Below are 17,902 nucleotides of genomic sequence, written 5' to 3' on the forward strand. Positions count from 1 at the left end.
GTCAGTTGACCGTGATCTGGCCGAGGGCCGGTTTCAGTTCCTGAGCCTGATTTTGCGGCGCGTAAATCTGCGTGAAGCGCACTGGCGGCAGGTTGAACTGGCCTTTTTGCGAGAAACGCACCAGATGACGCAGGCGCAGTTCCCCGCTCAGCGCATCGACCGGAATGGCATAGGCCATTTGTCCCGGTTCGAAGCGCGCTTTCTCCAGCGCCGTCGGTTCGGTGCCGGCCTTGCCCATCAGCTTGATGCCCCAGGTGGTGCGCTCGACATCGGCACCCGGTGGCAGCGGCACTTCCAGCATGCCGTAGCGCAGCGGTTTCGCCGCCTTGCTGGTGACGATCACTTCGTCCAGGTACAGGCTGTCGCTGGACAACGGTTTGTCGCCAACCGCTTCGAGTTTGAATTCGAACGCTTCGTCGCCCGGCACCAGCCGCGACAAGCGACGAGTGATGGTCACCGCCATCGGCGTAACCGGCGGCTGCGCGGTCTGGAAACTCAGCGCGGCACGCAACGGACGCTCCTGCGCCCCGGTCAACGACAGCACGGCCGGTACCGGCGTAGCACCCTGCCACGTCCAATACATCTCACCGGTATCACCGTACTGTTTCTTCCAGCCTTCGCCCGGCGCCAGGGCGATGGTGGGCGAAGCCTGCTCGATGCTGCGTTGCAACCAGCTCAGCGCCAGGGCGCGTTCGAGGGTCGACTGCTGTGGCAGCAAGCGCTGCAACAACGCTGTCGCGTGCGCCTGATCGAACGGTTGCAGCGACAGGTTCAAGGCTTCGGCGAACGGCTGGGAACTGACCGCCATACGTTGCTGTGCGTCCGCGACCTGGCGATTGAACGCGTCCGGCAGCGTCACTTTGGCCTGACGCGCCAGCGACGCGGTCAACGTCCGGGCGGCTGCCAGTCCGAGCGCCGAATCCGGGTCGCTCATCACGATGCTGTCTTCACCGTCGTCCATCAGGTTCGCCGCCGTGCCGTCACCGGCCTTCGCCAGATCATCCATCAGCCCGCTGAGCAAGGTGTTGATCGGCAGTTGCATCTGTTTGGCGAACGACAGAATCAGCGCGCGCTGCAACAGCGGCGTGTTCGGCGCCTGCTTGGCATACACCTCCAGCACCCGCTGCCAGTGCTCCGGCGGCAGGGTCAGTTCCAGCGCTTTGCTGGCGTACCAGTCGGCGTAGTAGGCATAAGCGGTGAGGAACGCGTCCGGCTCGCCGTCCTGGCCCCACCAGGTGAAACTCGCCGACGGCCCAGCCATCTGCACCAGTCGCAGGCGGCTGTTCTGCATGATCAGGCGCAAGCGGTCGCGGATCTGCGGGCTCGACGCCAGGGACGGATAGGCGATGCTCAGCGGCAACAAACGACTGGCGGTTTGCTCGACGCCGCCGTACGGGTAGCTCAGCAGATCGTCGAGGGCCGAACGGAACAGCGCTTGCGGGCTGTCATCCAGGCGCAGGCGAATATCCGTGGCATCCGCCGGCAGGGTCAGCGGCGTATCACCACTGGCCGCGTCCAGGCTTTGGCTTTGCGTCACTTGCCAACCGTTACCGGTCGCCGTCAGGCGCACGGCCAGGGCGTCGACGGTTTTACCGTCCTGCACCAGTTCGGCGGTCCACTCGCCATTAGCCAGCGCAAACGCCGGCAGTGCGATGTAGTTGATGCCGTTGTTCAGTGTCACCGGCAGCCGCTGATCGGCGCCGCCGTAATGGATCACCAGCTCGGCCTTGACCGGTTTTTCCGCCTGGCTGAAGGCGAATACGCCGAGGGCGGGTTTGTCGCCGTTGCGGAATTTGCTCGGGCCGCTCCACTTCAGGTACAGCGGTTTTTCCGAACGCACGAACTGTTTCTTCTGCCCGACCTGACCGTCATCGGCAATAGCGCGGGCAGTGATGCGCCAGCGGGTCAGCGAGTCCGGCATCTTGAAGGTGAAACGGGTTTTGCCGTTGGCGTCGGTGATCAGTTCCGGCTGCCAGGCGGCGGTATCGACGTCTTCGCGACGCGGCCGCTCCAGTACTTTCACCCCGCGCTCACTGCGATTGGCTTTGCCCGGCGCACCGGGGCTGCCCGGCAACGCCACGTCGTAGCTGATGAACGACAGGCTGGCGCTGGTGCGCACGTTGTTGCGGCGCGGGTGATAGAAGAACTGGTCGATGGTCGGCGCAACTTCCGGCTGCAACGCATAGACCATTTCGTCGACCACACTGACCGTCAGGTGTGCCGGAATCGGTTTGCCGGCGAATTGCGTGGTCAGGTCCACGGACACGGTATCGCCCGGCTGATACGTCTCTTTGTCGGTGGCGATGGCGACGTCGATCTGCGGCGCAATCACCTTGATCCCGGCGTTCTGGAAGCTGTACTGGCCCCCCTTGGTGTACAGCACGGAGAACGTCAGGTTCGGCGCAAAGTTGTCCTTCACCGGGATGCGCGCGCGGTATTGAGTCTCGCTGAGTTTTTCCATCTTCAGCCAGTCGCCGCCCTTGGACAGCAGCGCGGTGGCCTCGACCTTGTCGCGCTCCAGTGACAGCAGCGCATCGCTGACCGGTTCCGCAAAGGTGATCAACGCCAGTGCTTCGTCGCCGGCCTTGTACCCAGGCTTGTCGAGGACGATTTCCACGGTGCCCGGCACCGCTTTGACACCATCACCGGTCACCGAATGGCCGGTGGCGCCGACCACGCGGCCATGGTCATCCTTGAGCGACACGTTGTAAGTGCCTGGACGGTCGAACGCCAGGGTGAAGTTTTTATCCTTGGCGGAGAGTTTGCCTTCGCCGGTGGTCTGGTCTTCCAGACGCACCCAGCTGTAGCTGGCAGGAGTGACCGCTTTGTTCTGCTCACTGCCGCCTTCGTTGGCGTAGCTGAACAGCACTTTGTCGCCCACCGCACTGAAACGCTGCGGTGCGCCCAAGCGGAAGCTGGCGGCGCCACGGTCGATCAGGATTTCCTTGGTGGTCTTGACCCGGTACGCCGCGCCATCGCTGGCGAACACGGTGAGCATGTAGCGGCTCGGCTTGTCGGCGGCCGGCAGGTCGAGCGCCGCGTTGCCCTTGGCGTCGGTGGTCAGTTCGGTGCTGGTCAGCTCGACCGGGAATTGCCCCAGGTATTGCAGCTCGTTATCGACCATCGACAGTTGCTGGGCGCGCAGGCTGAGGGTCAACTTGGCGTTGGCCACCGGTTTGCCGTCCGGGTACAGCAGCACCAGGCTGCCTTTTACCGGCTCGCCCGTGCGGTAATCCTGCTTGGCCAGGTTCAGCGAGATTTCGAAGTGCGGCTTGATGTACTCAGCGACGCGGAAGGCGCTGCTGTAGGCCTGATCCTTATACGTGAAACGCAACTCATAGCCGCCCGCAACCGCGTTGTCCGGCAACTGGAAGCGGCCCTGAGTGCCGGCTTTGGAATCCAGTTTCAGGTCCAGCGATTGCAGCGCGGTGCCGGTGGCATCGAGCACCGTCACGTTGACGTCGGCAGCGCTCGGCGCCACGGAATCGCGGGCGTTCCTGAACTCGCGCCCGACGATTTTCAGCGACACCCAATCCCCCGGCCGGTACAGCGGCCGGTCGGTGAAGGCGTAGAGTTTGGTGTCATAGATTTCGCTGTCGTAATAGAAGTTTTCCGAGACGAAAACCCCGCCCTCTTCATCCTCGCCGATCACGAACGAACGCTCGGGGCTGACGTGTTTCAAACGCAGCAAGCCGTCGGTATCGGTGGCGCCGCTGCTCATCACGCCCAGGCCATCGGTCCACAGCACATTGACCTTGGGCACCGAGCTGCCTTCGTGTTTGCGAGCGGCCCACACCACCAGCTCGTCGCCGGCAATCTTGCTCACGGCCACGGTGTTGGACACAAAGACCATGGTGGTGGCGCGGTACTTGCCGATCAGCGCTTCGACCAGGTACAGACCCGGCTTCAGGTTGCCCAACGGGATGTAGACGTTGCCCGGTGCAACGCTGATGAATTCACTGGAGGAACCGGCCAGGTTCACGCCCGCAGGCGGCTGGATCGGTTTGGCTTGCCACAACGGATAACGGAACTGGCTGACCACCGGCAGGCCCGGGATCAGGGCGAATTGCGGCTGCGCGTCATAAGGCGTCGGCGCGGCAATCGCGGTGCCCATCTTCAGTTCCGGCACCTCTTCGGTGACCTGTTGCCGCGACTCGAAGGAGAACGCGCGCTGCATCACCCGACGGGATTTGCGATACCAGTTGTCCCACAAGTACGCCAGGGTGTTGGACAGGCCTTCGCCCTTGAACTGGCCGTCGCTGACCACGCGGTGCAGGTTCTTCTGACGCTTGAGGAAATCCAGCGGCTTGTCGATGCGATACACGCGAATGTCGGCGCCGCCATAGGGCTCCATGCGAAACCGGCGATAGTCACGGCCAGGCGCTTCGAGGCGCACCATTGCCTGTTCGTCGCTGGCAAAGCTGCTGTCCGCCAGCAGGAAAAAGCTTTCGCCGGCCACCGGCGTGTAGCCGCTTGGCTCGACGCTGTCTTCGGCGTTGACCGTGGTCAACGGCAGGACCAATGCCAGCAATAACGGCAGTTTTGAACAGATACGCAACATGCGGGCACCGATCATTGGGAGAGAAAGTTCAGTCGATAGACGCCGATGAAGTTGGGGTTGGCTGCGTCGGGTATCCATCGGGTGTCCTTCCATGTCATGAGTTGCTGCAGGCTTGCCGAACGCATGCCGTTATCAGTGGGGGTGGTGGTGCCGGTGTGATAGGCGATGTAGCGGCCCATCCAGATCATCAGGTGCTGGTCGTCGCCCTGATCGAAAAACATCAGGTCGCCGGGCCGCGCCTGCGCCAGATCGCGGCCAATCAGGTGGCTGTTGAACTGGATCAGCTTGATCGCATTGACGTATGGCCCGACCTTGCCGCCGCCCTGCTGCCATTGCTGGGCGAGGCCGCGCTGGGCATCGCTCAGTTGCAGCTCCGGCGGCAGGTAGCGGTTGGACAGGCCATTGCTGCGCAGCCATTTGTCGTCATGGACTTTCAGCGCTTCATTGGCGGCAAAGCGCACCAGCCCGGCGCAGTCCTGCTGATACCAGCGCGGGCTCGGGCCCTGGCTCAGTTGTTCCTGAGCGATGCGCACGAACCAGGCGCGAAACACTTGGGATTGCTGCACATCCAGCGGCGGCGTCTCGCTGGCGAACACCCGGCTGGCGAGCAGCATCGCCAGCAGACCGAGGCCTCGGATAAGTGCGGTCACAGGGCTTTCCATTCCAGCGGCAGCCACTGCCAGTGGCCATCGGGCTCACTGCCTTTGGGCAAGGTCAGGGCGTATTTGCCGTAGCCGCCGAGCGTGCGCAGTTTGGGGATCAGATAGGTTTGCGCGGCGTTGTAGAACACCGGTTCCATGTCCTGCGGCAGGCTGTCGAGGGTTTCCTGTTGCATCAGTTGCGCCATTGAATCCGGGCCGAAATAGACCGGCATCAGCAAGTCTTTGGGCAGTACATCAGCCAGTGGCGGGAAGCGTTTATCGAGGGTGCCGAGGGCTTTATCCACCAGCTTGTCGTCGAGGGAAAACAGCAGCGTCGAACCGTGCCGTGCCAGGCTGACTTTCATGAACGCCTTGCCGGTGATCGCATCCGGATTCTCGGCATCCTTGGCCTTGTACGGGCCGAAGTTGGAGCTGACCTGACGCTGCCACTGGTGAGTCTGCCCTTCCTGCTTCTCGACCACCGGGAACGCGTGCTCTGCGACATTGCCTTCATAGGCGCCAACCATCGAGCCGAACAGATTGCCCAGGTCACCGTCAAGTTTGGCGCTGTCCTTGTCGTTCAGGCTGGCCACCAGCAGCGGCGTGTACAGCCGCGAATCGGCGTACCAGCACAGGCCCGCCGCGCCGGCCACGTGCTCGGTCAGGGCTTTGGCCACGGCCTCGTCGGCACCGAGTTTTACCAGCAACGGTTGCTGCTGTTCGGCGGCCAGCGGCAGGGCCACGCAGGCACTGGCCCCCATGGGCATGGCTTGCCAGATCGGCTTGAAATCGAAGTCCGGCTGGTTATCCAGTTCGTCCATGGCCAGGTAGCTGTGCCAGCCCTTGTCGTCCATGTCGAAACGCAGCCCGGCGAAATTCGGGATGAAGCGCTGATAGCCCATGGCCAATACGCTGGAATTGACTGACAGGCGTTGTTTGACCTCAGGCGCTCGCGGTTGCAGGCCGAAGGCTTCGGGGAACAGTTTGTCGCCGTTGAGCAACGCGGCGATGGCCTTGGTCGAGACACTGCCTGACTCTTCGGCGCCGCCATTGTCCGGATCGTAGAGTTTGGCCGGGTTGGACAGCACGACGAGTTTGTCGCCATGGGAGGCGAACAGCAGCGCCTTGGTGGCGTTGTAGGTCAGTTGATAAAGCGCCACCTCATCGGCACCGACTTTCACCGAGCCGACCTGGGTCAGCTGCGAGTCATCCAGCGCCACTTTCGCCAGTGGCTCCAGCACCTTGGCCAGGCCGCCGCGATCCATCACCAGCAAGAAGTCTTTCAGACGACCGTCCGCCCCACGCCACAGCGCCACGTCGGCCGGTTGATCGAAGAGCTGTTCGATCAGGCTGTCCTGCAATTTCAGGTCATGTTCGTAGACGATCCGCCGCAGACTGCCGATCAGGCCGAGGCGGTCGACGTGGGTTTCGTAATAGAAGACGAAATCTTCGGTCAGGGTTTCCTTGAGGAACGGCACCGCCAGCAAATCCTTGGGCAACTGGCTCAGGGAACTGGTTTCCAGCAGACCGTCCGGGCGACTCATGCCCAGTTTGTCACTGGCCAATGCGGCCATCGGCACCTTGGGTTTGTGCATGAACCAGCCCAGCCCGCCCGCCACGCCGGCCACCAGGCACAGCCCGATCAGCACCGCCGGCCAGCGTCGGGAAGGTTTGGCAGCCGGTGCTTCAGCAGGCGGCGGGGATACGGCCGGTAAAATAGTGCTATCGCTCATGTTCACAAAACCCAGTTCATCCGTGGTGCGGGATGCTTAATAGTTGAAAGTCTTGACCAGCAACAGATCACCGATGGCCCGCAGGGGTACGATGAACGTCTCGCGTTTTTCGTCGACGGTGTTTTCGTTGAGCACCAGGTTGATTTGCGAGGTAATCACCTCGTTCTGGTTGCTGGTCTCATCGAAGTTATAGCCTTCGCTGCCGAAGTTGCCCCAATAGTTCACATAAACCAGATAGGTGCCATGCAACGGCGCGGTCATGGTGAACATTTCCGGCCCAGGCCCATCGACGCCGTCCGGGTCCAGACCGCCGCCATTGGTCAGCGCCGTGTGGGCGAAGAACGCGTGTTGGCCGTCCGGGGTAATGATGTGCAGGTCGAGTTCGGCCTTGGGATCGTCCCAACCGAGCACGATGCGAATCCGCGCCGGGGTGCGCAGGTTATTGGCTTCATAGAATTGAACGCGCTTGAGGGATTTGCCCTCGGCGCTGCGCACTTCGACGCTGTTGGACCCGGCGCCGAAGGCATAAGGCCGGGCGAAACGCCCTTCGTCGTCGGTGTAAAGATTCAGCGGATTGCCGTTGACGGCCAGTGTGTGCGGCCCACGCTGGGTGCCGATGGCCTTGAGCTGGCCCTGGATCATCGTGCGATTGCGCTGTACGCCCCGGTCGATGGGCGGTGTCGGGTAGGCGACTTGGGGGTTTTCACTGCGATCGAGCAGGCCGTTATAACGCCAGCCACCCACCGGTTCCGACAACTCGGCCGTGGGCTCGGCCCAGGCCATCTGAGCGCCAACCAGCATCATCAGCAGTGAAAGAAAACAACGCATGTAACGCCTCCTGCCATGCACAACGAAACCTTGCGCCCGATCCTCGGCGCGTGACAGATCAAAAAACTGCGTTTCGTCAGAAAAGACCCGTGACTGGCGGGTCGTAGAAGGCGCGAAGATTAGCGATTCGGCTGATTTTTCACAATCAGTTACATCTGGATTTGCGGCAGGAATCACGGTGTTTTTGGGGTGTGAGCCGAATAAGAGGCGTATTCGGCTCACGGAATGAGCCGAATAATCCCCCGGCCTTACAAATCGGCATTTTTAAGTGGCTAGGGAGCTTGCCCCGCATTCGGCTGCTCAACAGTCGCAAATCGCTGAAAGCGGTAAATCAGAAGAAACGCGGCGTCTGGATTTGGGGTCGCTTCGCAACCTGACGGGGGCAAGCCCCTCGCCACAGATAAGTCTCGCCCCACAAAGGCTGCACTCAGCCCCCAAATGACCGGCCGAAAGCCCCGCTCATTTGCCCATAACCCCCATGTCTGCTAGTGTCGCGCCGGTTTAACGTCAACCGGAAATCGCCGCCATGGCCCGCAAAAAAGCTGCACTGGATTTCGAACAATCCCTCGCCGACCTGCAAACGCTGGTGGAGCGACTGGAGAACGGCGAACTGTCGCTGGAAGACTCGCTGACCGCTTTCGAGCAAGGCATCGGTCTGACCCGCGATTGCCAGGCGGCGCTGGCTCAGGCCGAACAGAAGGTTCAAGTGCTGCTCGAACGTGATGGCGAGCTGGCCGAGGAACCCTTTGACGCGGATCAGCCAGAATGATTGGCGCGTATTCGGCAACCAGCCAGGCCCGCGTCAACGCGGCGCTGGAAACCCTGTTCAACGCACCGAGCCCTGAGCTGGCGCGGCTGTACGAAGCCATGCGCTACAGCGTGATGAACGGCGGCAAACGCGTGCGCCCGTTGCTGGCCTATGCCGCGTGCGAAGCGCTGGGCGGCAAGGCCGAAGATGCCAACGGCGCGGCCTGTGCCGTAGAGCTGATTCACGCCTATTCGCTGGTGCACGACGATTTGCCGGCCATGGACGACGACGACCTGCGTCGTGGCCAGCCGACCACCCACAAGAAATTCGACGAAGCCTGCGCGATTCTTGCCGGCGATGGCTTGCAGAGCCTGGCCTTCAGCGCCCTGCTCGACCCGCGCCTGACTGCTTCAGACGCCGAAATCCGCCTGCAGATGGTCAGCGCTCTGGCACTGGCTGCAGGCCCGGCGGGTATGGTGGGAGGTCAGGCCATCGATCTTGGCTCGGTGGGTCTGAAACTCGATCAGAAAGCCCTCGAAACCATGCACCGGCACAAGACCGGCGCGTTGATCGAGGTCAGCGTCAAGCTTGGCGCCCTGGCCAGCGGCCGTGCCGAGAAGGACGAACTCATGGCCCTGCAGACTTATGCACAGGCCATCGGCCTCGCATTTCAGGTGCAGGACGACATTCTCGACGTCGAAAGTGACACCGAAACCCTGGGCAAACGCCAGGGCGCCGATATCGCACGCGACAAGCCGACCTACCCGGCCCTGCTCGGCCTCGACGCGGCCAAGGCCTATGCCCTGGAACTGCGCGATCAGGCGCTGCACGCGCTGCGACCGTTTGACGCGGCCGCCGAGCCGTTACGCGACCTGGCCCGCTATATCGTCGAGCGCCGCCACTGACAGCGTAGGGTCAAAAAAGACCAACGCGTGGGCAGGGACCGATGCATCAGGTAAACTGCCGCCTCTTCTATACCTATAACGATTCGCCTGATGCCCACGACGTTTCATGAGATTCCCCGCAAGCGCCCGACCACGCCCCTGCTCGACCGTGCCAACACGCCGGACGGGCTGCGCCGGTTAGGCGAAGCCGAGCTGGAAACCCTGGCCGATGAGTTGCGCCTGGAATTGCTCTACACGGTCGGTCAGACCGGCGGGCATTTCGGGGCTGGCCTGGGCGTCATCGAGCTGACCATCGCGCTGCATTACGTCTTCGACACCCCGGACGACCGGCTGGTGTGGGACGTGGGTCATCAGGCGTATCCGCATAAAATCCTCACCGGCCGTCGCGAGCGCATGAGCACCCTGCGCCAGAAGGACGGCATTGCCGCCTTCCCGCGTCGCTCCGAGAGCGAGTACGACACCTTCGGCGTCGGTCACTCCAGCACCTCGATCAGTGCAGCGCTGGGCATGGCGATTGCCGCCCGTCTGCAAAACAGTGACCGCAAGGCCATTGCGGTGATCGGCGACGGCGCGTTGACTGCCGGCATGGCGTTCGAGGCGTTGAACCACGCGCCGGAAGTGAACGCCAACATGCTGGTGATCCTCAACGACAACGACATGTCGATCTCGCGCAACGTCGGCGGGTTGTCGAACTACCTGGCGAAAATCCTTTCCAGCCGCACTTACGCGAGCATGCGTGAAGGCAGCAAAAAAGTACTGTCGCGCCTGCCCGGCGCCTGGGAAATCGCCCGTCGTACCGAAGAATACGCAAAAGGCATGCTGGTCCCGGGCACTCTGTTCGAAGAGCTGGGCTGGAACTACATCGGCCCTATCGACGGGCATGACTTGCCGACCCTGATCGCCACGCTGCGCAACATGCGCGATCTCAAAGGCCCGCAGTTCCTGCACATTGTCACCAAAAAAGGCAAAGGCTTCGCCCCGGCGGAAGTCGATCCGATCGGTTACCACGCCATCACCAAGCTCGACCCCCTGGACGCCCCGGCTGCTGCGCCGAAAAAGGCCAGCGGACCGAAATACTCCGGCGTGTTTGGCGAGTGGCTGTGCGACATGGCCGCCGCTGACCCGCGCCTGGTCGGCATCACCCCGGCGATGAAAGAAGGCTCGGACCTGGTGGCGTTCAGCGAGCGCTTCCCGCTGCGCTATTTCGACGTGGCAATTGCCGAGCAGCACGCGGTGACATTCGCGGCCGGCATGGCCTGCGAAGGCGCGAAGCCGGTGGTGGCGATTTATTCGACCTTCCTGCAACGCGGCTACGATCAGTTGGTGCATGACGTCGCGGTGCAGAACCTCGACGTGCTGTTCGCCATCGACCGCGCTGGCCTGGTAGGCGAAGACGGCCCGACCCACGCTGGCAGTTTCGACCTGTCGTTCCTGCGCTGCATCCCCGGCATGCTGGTGATGACCCCGAGCGACGAAAACGAACTGCGCAAAATGCTCACCACCGGCCATCTGTACAACGGCCCGGCGGCAGTGCGCTATCCGCGTGGCAACGGCCCTAATGCGACCATCGAGAAAGACCTGCAACCGATTGAAATCGGCAAAGGCGTGGTCCGTCGTCAAGGCAGCAAAGTCGCCCTGCTGGTGTTCGGCGTGCAACTGGCCGAAGCACTGAAAGTCGCCGAGAAGCTGGATGCGACGGTGGTCGACATGCGTTTCGTCAAACCGCTGGACGAAGCACTGGTCCGCGAAATCGCCAGTAGCCATGAATTGTTGGTGACCGTCGAAGAGAACGCGATCATGGGCGGCGCCGGTGGCGCGGTCAGCGAGTTCCTGGCTCGGGAAAACATCCTCAAATCGATGCTGCACCTGGGCTTGCCAGACAGCTATGTCGAGCACGCCAAGCCTGCACAGATGCTGGCCGAGTGTGGGCTGGATGAGACGGGGATTGAGGCGGCGGTGCGTGAGCGCCTGCAATTGCTGAACCTCTAAATCTTTGGGTGTACACATAACCCTGTGGGAGCGAGCTTGCTCGCGATGGCGGTCTGCCAGTCGACCTAAATGTTGACTGACCCACCGCCATTGCGAGCAAGCTCGCTCCCACATTGGTCTCTGAACCCGGCAAAATCTTGTTTGCTGCAACGCGCCAATGGACTGCCCCATGAACCTCACCCGCCTCGCTCTAACGCTGACGCTCCTGCCGGCAGGCCAGCTCTTGGCCGACACCTTCGAACGCGATCAAGCCCTCAAGCTCCCGGACATACTGATCAGCGCCAACCGCCAGGTCGAAGCGCGTAACGACAGCAGCGCCGCCAACACTGTGTTCACCCGCGAAGACATCGACCGCCTGCAACCGGACAGCGTCACCGACCTGCTGCGCCGCGTTCCTGGCGTGCAAGTCTCGCAAACCGGAGGGCGCGGCAGTTCGCCGGGGATTTACATACGCGGCACCAAGTCGGCCCAGACCCTGGTACTGGTGGACGGCCAGCGCATCGGCAGTTCGACTTCCGGTGACAGCAATCTGCAACACATCAACATTGAACAGGTTGAGCGCGTGGAAGTGCTGCGCGGCTCCCGTTCGGTGATTTATGGCAGCGATGCGATTGGCGGGGTGATTCAGATATTCACCCGTCGCGGCAATGAACAAGGCCTGCAACCGCGACTGCACGTGGGTTTTGGCAGCAACCAGACCTGGGAGCGCAGCCTCGGCCTGTCCGGTGGTGATGAAAAAACCCGATTCAACCTCGGCGCCAGCCTCGATGAAACCGCCGGGATCAATCGCACCCACGAGTCGTACCCCAGCGACGGCGATCACGATGAATACCGTAATCAGTCGTTCAGCCTGAGCCTGAGCCACGCGCTGACCGATGACATCGAAATCGGCGCCAACGTGCTGGATAACCGTGGCAAGAGCGAGTTCGATAATCCATTCGGCCGCTTCGACACGACCACCTTCAAATCGCTCCAGCAGCAGCCCTACAGCGATTTCGACGTCAGCAGTGTCAGCAGCTACGTCGATGCACGGGTCAACGACGCCTGGAAAACCCGCGTCGAATTCGGCCACAGCGAAAACCGCGAGAAGACCCTCGACACGCTCAGTGATGAGCGCAGTGTTTTCAACACATACCGCGATTCGGTGAACTGGCAGAACGACCTGAAACTCGACGAGCGCAACAGCCTGATCCTCGGCGGCGACTGGTACGAGGACCGGGTCAACAGCAGCACCGCGTACGACGAGGACAGCCGCTGGAACCGCGCCGCGTTCATTCAGCATCGTTATCAGGCAGACAGTTTCTCCACGGAGCTGGGCCTGCGCCGCGACCAGAATCAGCAATTCGGCGCCCAGAACAGCTGGAGCGGCACCTTCACTGTGCCGCTGAACCCGGACAACGACGTGCTGCTGACCTACAGCGAGGGCTTTCGCGCACCGACGTTCAACGATTTGTACTACCCGGACTTCAGTAACCCGGACCTGAAACCCGAGACGTCGAAAAGCTATGAGCTGCAATGGCGCAGTCAGCTGACCGACAGCAGTCGCCTCGAAACCTCGCTGTACCGCACCGACCTCAAAGACGCGATCATCTTCGGCAGCAACAATCGCCCGCAGAACGTCGCCTCGGCGCGGATTAATGGTTTCGAAGCGGCACTGAAGCAGGAATTGTTTGGCTGGCAGAGCAATCTTGGCGTGGCGATCATCGACCCGCGAGATCGCGACACGGGCCATACCCTGGCGCGTCGGGCGCGGCGGACGTTGAGTCTGGATCTGGATCGTCAGTTTGACCGGTTGGGCCTGGGTGCCAGTTGGCAGGCGGTCAGCAGCAGTTATGACGATGAAGATAATCGTCAGCCGTTGGGCGGTTATGCGTTGCTGGGGCTGCGCAGCAGTTGGGCGATGACTCGGGAGGTGAAGCTGGAACTCAAAGTCGATAACCTGCTGGACAAGGGCTATAGCCGGGCGTTGTACAGTTATGACGGGGGTCAGTATGGGTATCGCGAGGAGGGTCGGGCGTGGATGTTTGGGGTGACCTGGACGCCGGAGCTCTGAGCCTGAATGCGTAGTGTCTGGACTGGCCTCTTCGCGAGCAGGCTCGCTCCCACATGGGGTTTGTGTCGTTCACACAGCCAGTGTGGGAGCGAGCTTGCTCGCGAAGGCCGCACCTCAATCTCAACGCTCTGGAGCAATCACCTGGCAGAGTTTGGCAGTCGCCTCAATCATCTGCCCACTCGGCCGCTCCAGTCCTTTATCCGTCACCATCAGCAACTGCTTGTGAGCAACCGCCGCCACCTGCGGCCACGCTTTCCACGCATCTAGCTGCGCCTGATCAGCGGCCAGTATCACCTCGGGATCACGCTGCAACACCGCCTCGACGCTGACCTGCGGCGCCGGCAACGTCAGGTCGGCAAACACATTGCGCGCCCCGCACACCTGCAGCGCATCGCTGATGATCTGGCCGCCACCAACGGTGTACAGCGGCCGATCCCAGACCTGATAAAACACCCGCAACGGCGTCTCCCGCCGATAGCGCTCGCGCAAGGCATCAAGTTTCTGCCGCAGATCCGCCGCCAGCTTCACGCCCCGCTGCGGTCGCCCGAGCTGCGTGGCAATGGCTTCAACCTGCGTGGTGAGTTGCCGCAGGTCATGGGGTTCGGCGACGTAGGTCGGGATGTTCAAGCGCTTGAGCTGTTCACGCTGCGCCGGCCCTACACTGCCGGGCCAGAGCAACAGCAAATCGGGTTTGAGGCTGAGCAACCGCTCCATGTCCAGTTGGCCGTAACTGCCAACGGACGCAACGTCCTTGATTGGCGCCGGGCGCTCACCGGCGTCCAGCACACCCACCAGCAAGTCGGCGGAGTCCAGTTCAACGACAATTTCAGAGAGGGATGGCGCGAGGCTGACGACCCGCGCGGGGGCTGCGAGCGCGGAGCCACAGACGGCCAGCAGCACGATCGCCAGCCCGTTACGCAGCATCAGCCGAGTTGACGCGGAATACGATAGAGGTAGAACAGCACCGCGGTGGACAATGCCAGCAATACCAGCGGCACCGCTTCGAGGCCGACGAATACCGCCAGTGCGCCGATCCACGCTGGCAAACCGGCAGCCAGGAAAGCGGTGCGACGCTTGGCCGCCAGAGTGACCCAGGCGGCAGGCTCTTCAGGGGTGTCGAGGGCTTTCTGGGTGGCAATCAGCGCGTGTTTGTAGCCACCGAAAAACTTCAGACTGACAAACATCGACGCCACACCGGCAATGAACAACGGCATCGCCAGCACCGGCAGGATCGCCTCGCTCTGGCCAAATACACCGTTGATCACGAACAGCGGCAGCAGGGCCAGCGCCAGGTATTGCCACCAGTTGACGGACAGTCGCCGCCGCACCTGACCGCGCGTCACGCCCGGTCTGCCTCGCCTTGATGCTCGTTGCCCATCATGTGGTCGAGCTTGCTGGCCTTGGTGGCCAGGTAGAGTTTGTTGTGCGGGTTGTGGCCGGTGTGCAGCGGCACGCGCTCGGCGACCACGATGCCCATGTCGGTCAGGGCCTTGACCTTGCGCGGGTTGTTGGTCATCAGGCGCAGGGATTTCACGCCCAGATGCTCAAGCATCGGCAGGCACATGGCGTAGTCGCGCTGATCGGCGGCAAAGCCCAGACGCTCGTTGGCTTCAACGGTGTCGGCGCCGCCGTCCTGCAATTCATAGGCACGGATCTTGTTCAGCAGGCCAATGCCACGGCCTTCCTGACGCAAGTACAGCAATACGCCACGGCCTTCACGGGCAATGGCCTTCAAGGCGGCTTCGAGTTGCGAGCCACAGTCGCAGCGTTGGCTGAACAAGGCATCGCCGGTCAGGCATTCGGAGTGCAGCCGGCCGAGCACCGGGGCTCCGTCGTCGAACTCGCCCAGGCTCAGCACCACGTGCTCGCGCCCGTTTTCTTCATCGAGAAAGCCGTGCATGGTGAATTGCGCAAAAGGCGTTGGCAGCTTGGAAGCGGCGACAAAAACGACAGGCACCGGTGTGCTCCTGATCAATATGTGCTGGAGATTCGCAGAGGCGGCATTGTAACAGCAGGTTCCGACAGACGCTTAGGCTGAATTATGGGGCATAACGATCAAAAAGTTTGATCACACCTTGCCACCGGTGCCCCCCCTGTGGGAGCGAGCTTGCTCGCGAAGGCGGACTGTCAGTTACAGATATATTGAATGACACACCGCTTTCGCGAGCAGGCTCGCTCCCACAGGGGCTCAGTTTCAGTCAGAAATTCGTGTTCAATTGGCATCAAACGGATAAGGCTGTTTCCAACGCTCGAAGATCGGCTTCAACTTTCCGCTCTTGACCAGCACCTCCATGCGCTGGTCGTACAGGGCCATCAGCAAGCGAGCATCCGGCGTATCAGCAAACCCCAGGAACAGCGGCAACTCCGCCAGGTGCGTACTTCTGTACTGCGTTTGATCCGTGGCGTTCTTGAGTACCTCGTCGATTTCCGTCAACGCATCGATGTAGAAGTCCGCACGCCCCTGCTTGAGCATTGACAGGATGCCGGTGCGGCGCTCGATCTGGTTGAAGCGATGAATGTTGGGCAAGTAGTTTTCGTAGCGATAACCGCGCACCCAGGCCAGGCGGTATTTGCCCAGGGTCGCCAGGGTCGGCGCCGGATTGCTGGCCAGGCCCAGTGCGTAGATATGATCGGAGTCGAAATTCCAGTGCGGGTACAGCACCTTGTCGGCTTCGTCGCGATAGGAGCCGACCAATGCATCGACTTCCTGCAACTGCACCAGCCCGACAGACCGGGTGTACGGCACGGTGCGGATGTCGAGTGTGACGCCCGCCGGCTCGAAGATTTCGCGCAGCAGGTCCCAGGCCAGGCCATGGCCATCGGCGGCGGTATAGTCTTCCCACTCTTCGCTGGCCAGGTGAATCACCGACGGCAGCGTCGCCGCGTCCTGCGCGCGGGCAAGCGAGCAGAACAGTGCAAACACCATGACCAGCCAGTAGCGCTTCATCCCTGATTCCCCTTTGATCCGTCAGGCGAAAAAGTGCACCAGCCCCTGCATCGCCAGCCACGCGAACACGCCTGCCAATACATCGTCGAGCATGATGCCGACGCCGCCATGGACGTGCCGGTCAATCCAGCGGATCGGCCAGGGCTTGAGAATGTCGAAGAAGCGGAACATCAGGAACCCGATCAGCAGCCAGTACCAGCCTTCCGGCACCAGCCACAGCGTGATCCACATCCCGACCATCTCGTCCCAGACGATGCCTTCGTGATCGTGCACCCGCAAATCGTCGGCCACTTTGCCGCACAGCCAGAAGCCGAACAGCATGGTGATGCCCAGCATCAGCCAGTAGCCCCAGTCGGGCAACATCTGCCACAACGGGATAAAGGGTAGCGCAACTAACGAACCCCAGGTGCCCGGTGCCTTTGGCAAGGTGCCCGAGCCAAAGCCGAACGCCAGGAAATGCCACGGATTGCGCCAGACCGACGGCGGTACGAATTCCGCCGGGACCTGTTTGGGATGATCTGTCACGGTGTCTCCCGAAAATGTTGATAACCCCGGGTTTGCGGGGTGATGTCTTGTCCGTTCGCATCCAGCAGCACAACGCCCTGCCCCGCCACGACCTGCCCCACTACGTGGATCGGCCAACCGTCAGCCAGCAGCGGCGGCAATTCGACGGGCGGCAAGGTGAAGGCCAGCACGTAATCGTCGCCACCGCTCAGGGCCGCCTCTTCAGCGCCAGACTGGCCAAGGAACGCGAGCAACGCCGTCGATATCGGTAGCTTACTCCGCTCTACCTGAATGCCGACCTTCGATGCGAGCGCAATGTGCCCGCAGTCGGCGAGCAGGCCATCGGAGATGTCCAGCGCCGAGGTGGCCCTGCCGCGTAATGCCAGGCCCAAGGCCAGCTGTGGTTGCGGCGACCAGTAATGGGCCAGCAGCGGATCGGCGATGATTGCTTCAGCGGTGCGCTGACCCAGCACCAGCGGCAAGGCGCCCGCGGCATTGCCCAGCTCGCCGCCCACACACAACAAGTCACCGGGCCGTGCGCCGCCGCGAGTCAGTGCCTGACCGGCCGGGACACGACCAAACACGGTCATGGTCAGGCTCAGCGGCCCACGAGTCGTGTCGCCGCCCACCAGCACCACGCCACAGCGCTGCGCCATGACGTTCAAACCACGGGCATAGGCATCCAGCCAATCGGCGGTCACCGTCGGCAAGGTCAGGGCAAGGGTAAAGGCAATGGGCGTGGCGCCCATGGCAGCCAGATCGCTGACCGCCACGGCCAGCGAGCGCTGACCGAGCAGAAACGGATCGCAGGGGTCGGCGAAATGCACACCGGCCACCAGCGTATCGGTGGAAATCGCCAGCTGCTCCCCGGGGGGAACAGTCAGCAAGGCACAGTCATCACCGATCCCAAGGGCAACGCCCTCGCCGCCCTGCGCACAAGGCGCGGCGGCGAAGAAATGGCGGATCAGCTCAAACTCGCCCATGGCACTTGCA

At 62.2% G+C, this 17,902-nt stretch carries 14 protein-coding genes; 4 read left to right on the forward strand and 10 right to left on the reverse strand.

The annotated features are described in order from the left end of the window. Position 1: 1 nt before the first annotated feature. From POF45_RS12355 to POF45_RS12370, 4 genes are read right to left on the reverse strand one after another with little or no spacing between them, the layout of a single operon-like run. On the reverse strand, positions 2-4,576 hold the full coding sequence (locus tag POF45_RS12355; protein WP_282315773.1) for an alpha-2-macroglobulin family protein: 4,575 nt from the start codon (positions 4,574-4,576) through the stop codon (positions 2-4). Continuing rightward, positions 4,573-5,223 carry a DUF1175 domain-containing protein gene (locus POF45_RS12360; protein ID WP_409077905.1) on the reverse strand — a complete coding sequence of 217 codons (651 nt, stop codon included), beginning with the start codon at positions 5,221-5,223 and terminating at the stop codon, positions 4,573-4,575. Before POF45_RS12360 ends, POF45_RS12355 begins: the two co-directional genes overlap by 4 nt. Next, a complete protein-coding gene (locus POF45_RS12365) occupies positions 5,208-6,935 on the reverse strand; it encodes a DUF2138 domain-containing protein (protein WP_282315774.1) in 1,728 nt (575 codons plus the stop codon). Before POF45_RS12365 ends, POF45_RS12360 begins: the two co-directional genes overlap by 16 nt. Positions 6,936-6,971: 36 nt before the next feature. After that, positions 6,972-7,763, reverse strand: coding sequence for a YfaP family protein (locus POF45_RS12370; RefSeq protein WP_282315775.1), 792 nt, complete (start codon positions 7,761-7,763; stop codon positions 6,972-6,974). Between the two features lie 526 nt (positions 7,764-8,289). On the opposite strand from POF45_RS12370, the gene POF45_RS12375 reads away from it, so the two are divergent. The 4 genes from POF45_RS12375 to POF45_RS12390 all read left to right on the forward strand — a co-directional run bounded on the left by POF45_RS12375 (position 8,290) and on the right by POF45_RS12390 (position 13,458). Beyond that, positions 8,290-8,532 (forward strand): exodeoxyribonuclease VII small subunit, encoded by a 243-nt coding sequence (locus POF45_RS12375; RefSeq protein WP_007894317.1) that lies wholly within the window; start codon positions 8,290-8,292, stop codon positions 8,530-8,532. Beyond that, complete coding sequence (gene ispA, locus POF45_RS12380) at positions 8,529-9,416, forward strand: (2E,6E)-farnesyl diphosphate synthase (protein WP_282315776.1); 888 nt, start codon at positions 8,529-8,531, stop codon at positions 9,414-9,416. Before POF45_RS12375 ends, ispA begins: the two co-directional genes overlap by 4 nt. A gap of 90 nt (positions 9,417-9,506) precedes the next feature. After that, positions 9,507-11,405, forward strand: coding sequence for a 1-deoxy-D-xylulose-5-phosphate synthase (gene dxs / locus POF45_RS12385; protein WP_282315777.1), 1,899 nt, complete (start codon positions 9,507-9,509; stop codon positions 11,403-11,405). A 169-nt stretch (positions 11,406-11,574) separates the two neighbouring features. Then, positions 11,575-13,458, forward strand: coding sequence for a TonB-dependent receptor domain-containing protein (locus POF45_RS12390; RefSeq protein ID WP_282315778.1), 1,884 nt, complete (start codon positions 11,575-11,577; stop codon positions 13,456-13,458). A gap of 120 nt (positions 13,459-13,578) precedes the next feature. On the opposite strand, the gene POF45_RS12395 is transcribed toward POF45_RS12390, so the two are convergent. From POF45_RS12395 to thiL, 6 genes are all read right to left on the reverse strand, one after another. Then, positions 13,579-14,382, reverse strand: coding sequence for a cobalamin-binding protein (locus POF45_RS12395; protein ID WP_282315779.1), 804 nt, complete (start codon positions 14,380-14,382; stop codon positions 13,579-13,581). Then, entirely contained in the window at positions 14,382-14,801 is a 420-nt protein-coding gene (locus tag POF45_RS12400; protein WP_259496915.1) for an MFS transporter, read from the reverse strand. Before POF45_RS12400 ends, POF45_RS12395 begins: the two co-directional genes overlap by 1 nt. Next, on the reverse strand, positions 14,798-15,415 hold the full coding sequence (gene ribA / locus POF45_RS12405) for a GTP cyclohydrolase II (protein WP_259496916.1): 618 nt from the start codon (positions 15,413-15,415) through the stop codon (positions 14,798-14,800). The genes POF45_RS12400 and ribA overlap by 4 nt, the downstream gene beginning before the upstream one ends. Before the next feature lie 255 nt (positions 15,416-15,670). Beyond that, a complete protein-coding gene (locus POF45_RS12410) occupies positions 15,671-16,405 on the reverse strand; it encodes a substrate-binding periplasmic protein (RefSeq protein ID WP_282315781.1) in 735 nt (244 codons plus the stop codon). A 21-nt stretch (positions 16,406-16,426) separates the two neighbouring features. Continuing rightward, positions 16,427-16,930 carry a phosphatidylglycerophosphatase A family protein gene (locus tag POF45_RS12415; RefSeq protein ID WP_259496918.1) on the reverse strand — a complete coding sequence of 168 codons (504 nt, stop codon included), beginning with the start codon at positions 16,928-16,930 and terminating at the stop codon, positions 16,427-16,429. Continuing rightward, positions 16,927-17,892, reverse strand: coding sequence for a thiamine-phosphate kinase (gene thiL / locus POF45_RS12420; protein ID WP_259496919.1), 966 nt, complete (start codon positions 17,890-17,892; stop codon positions 16,927-16,929). The genes POF45_RS12415 and thiL overlap by 4 nt, the downstream gene beginning before the upstream one ends. Positions 17,893-17,902 lie beyond the last annotated feature (10 nt).

It is taken from the genome of Pseudomonas fungipugnans, assembly GCF_029955235.1.
GTDB classification, from domain to species: domain Bacteria; phylum Pseudomonadota; class Gammaproteobacteria; order Pseudomonadales; family Pseudomonadaceae; genus Aquipseudomonas; species Aquipseudomonas fungipugnans.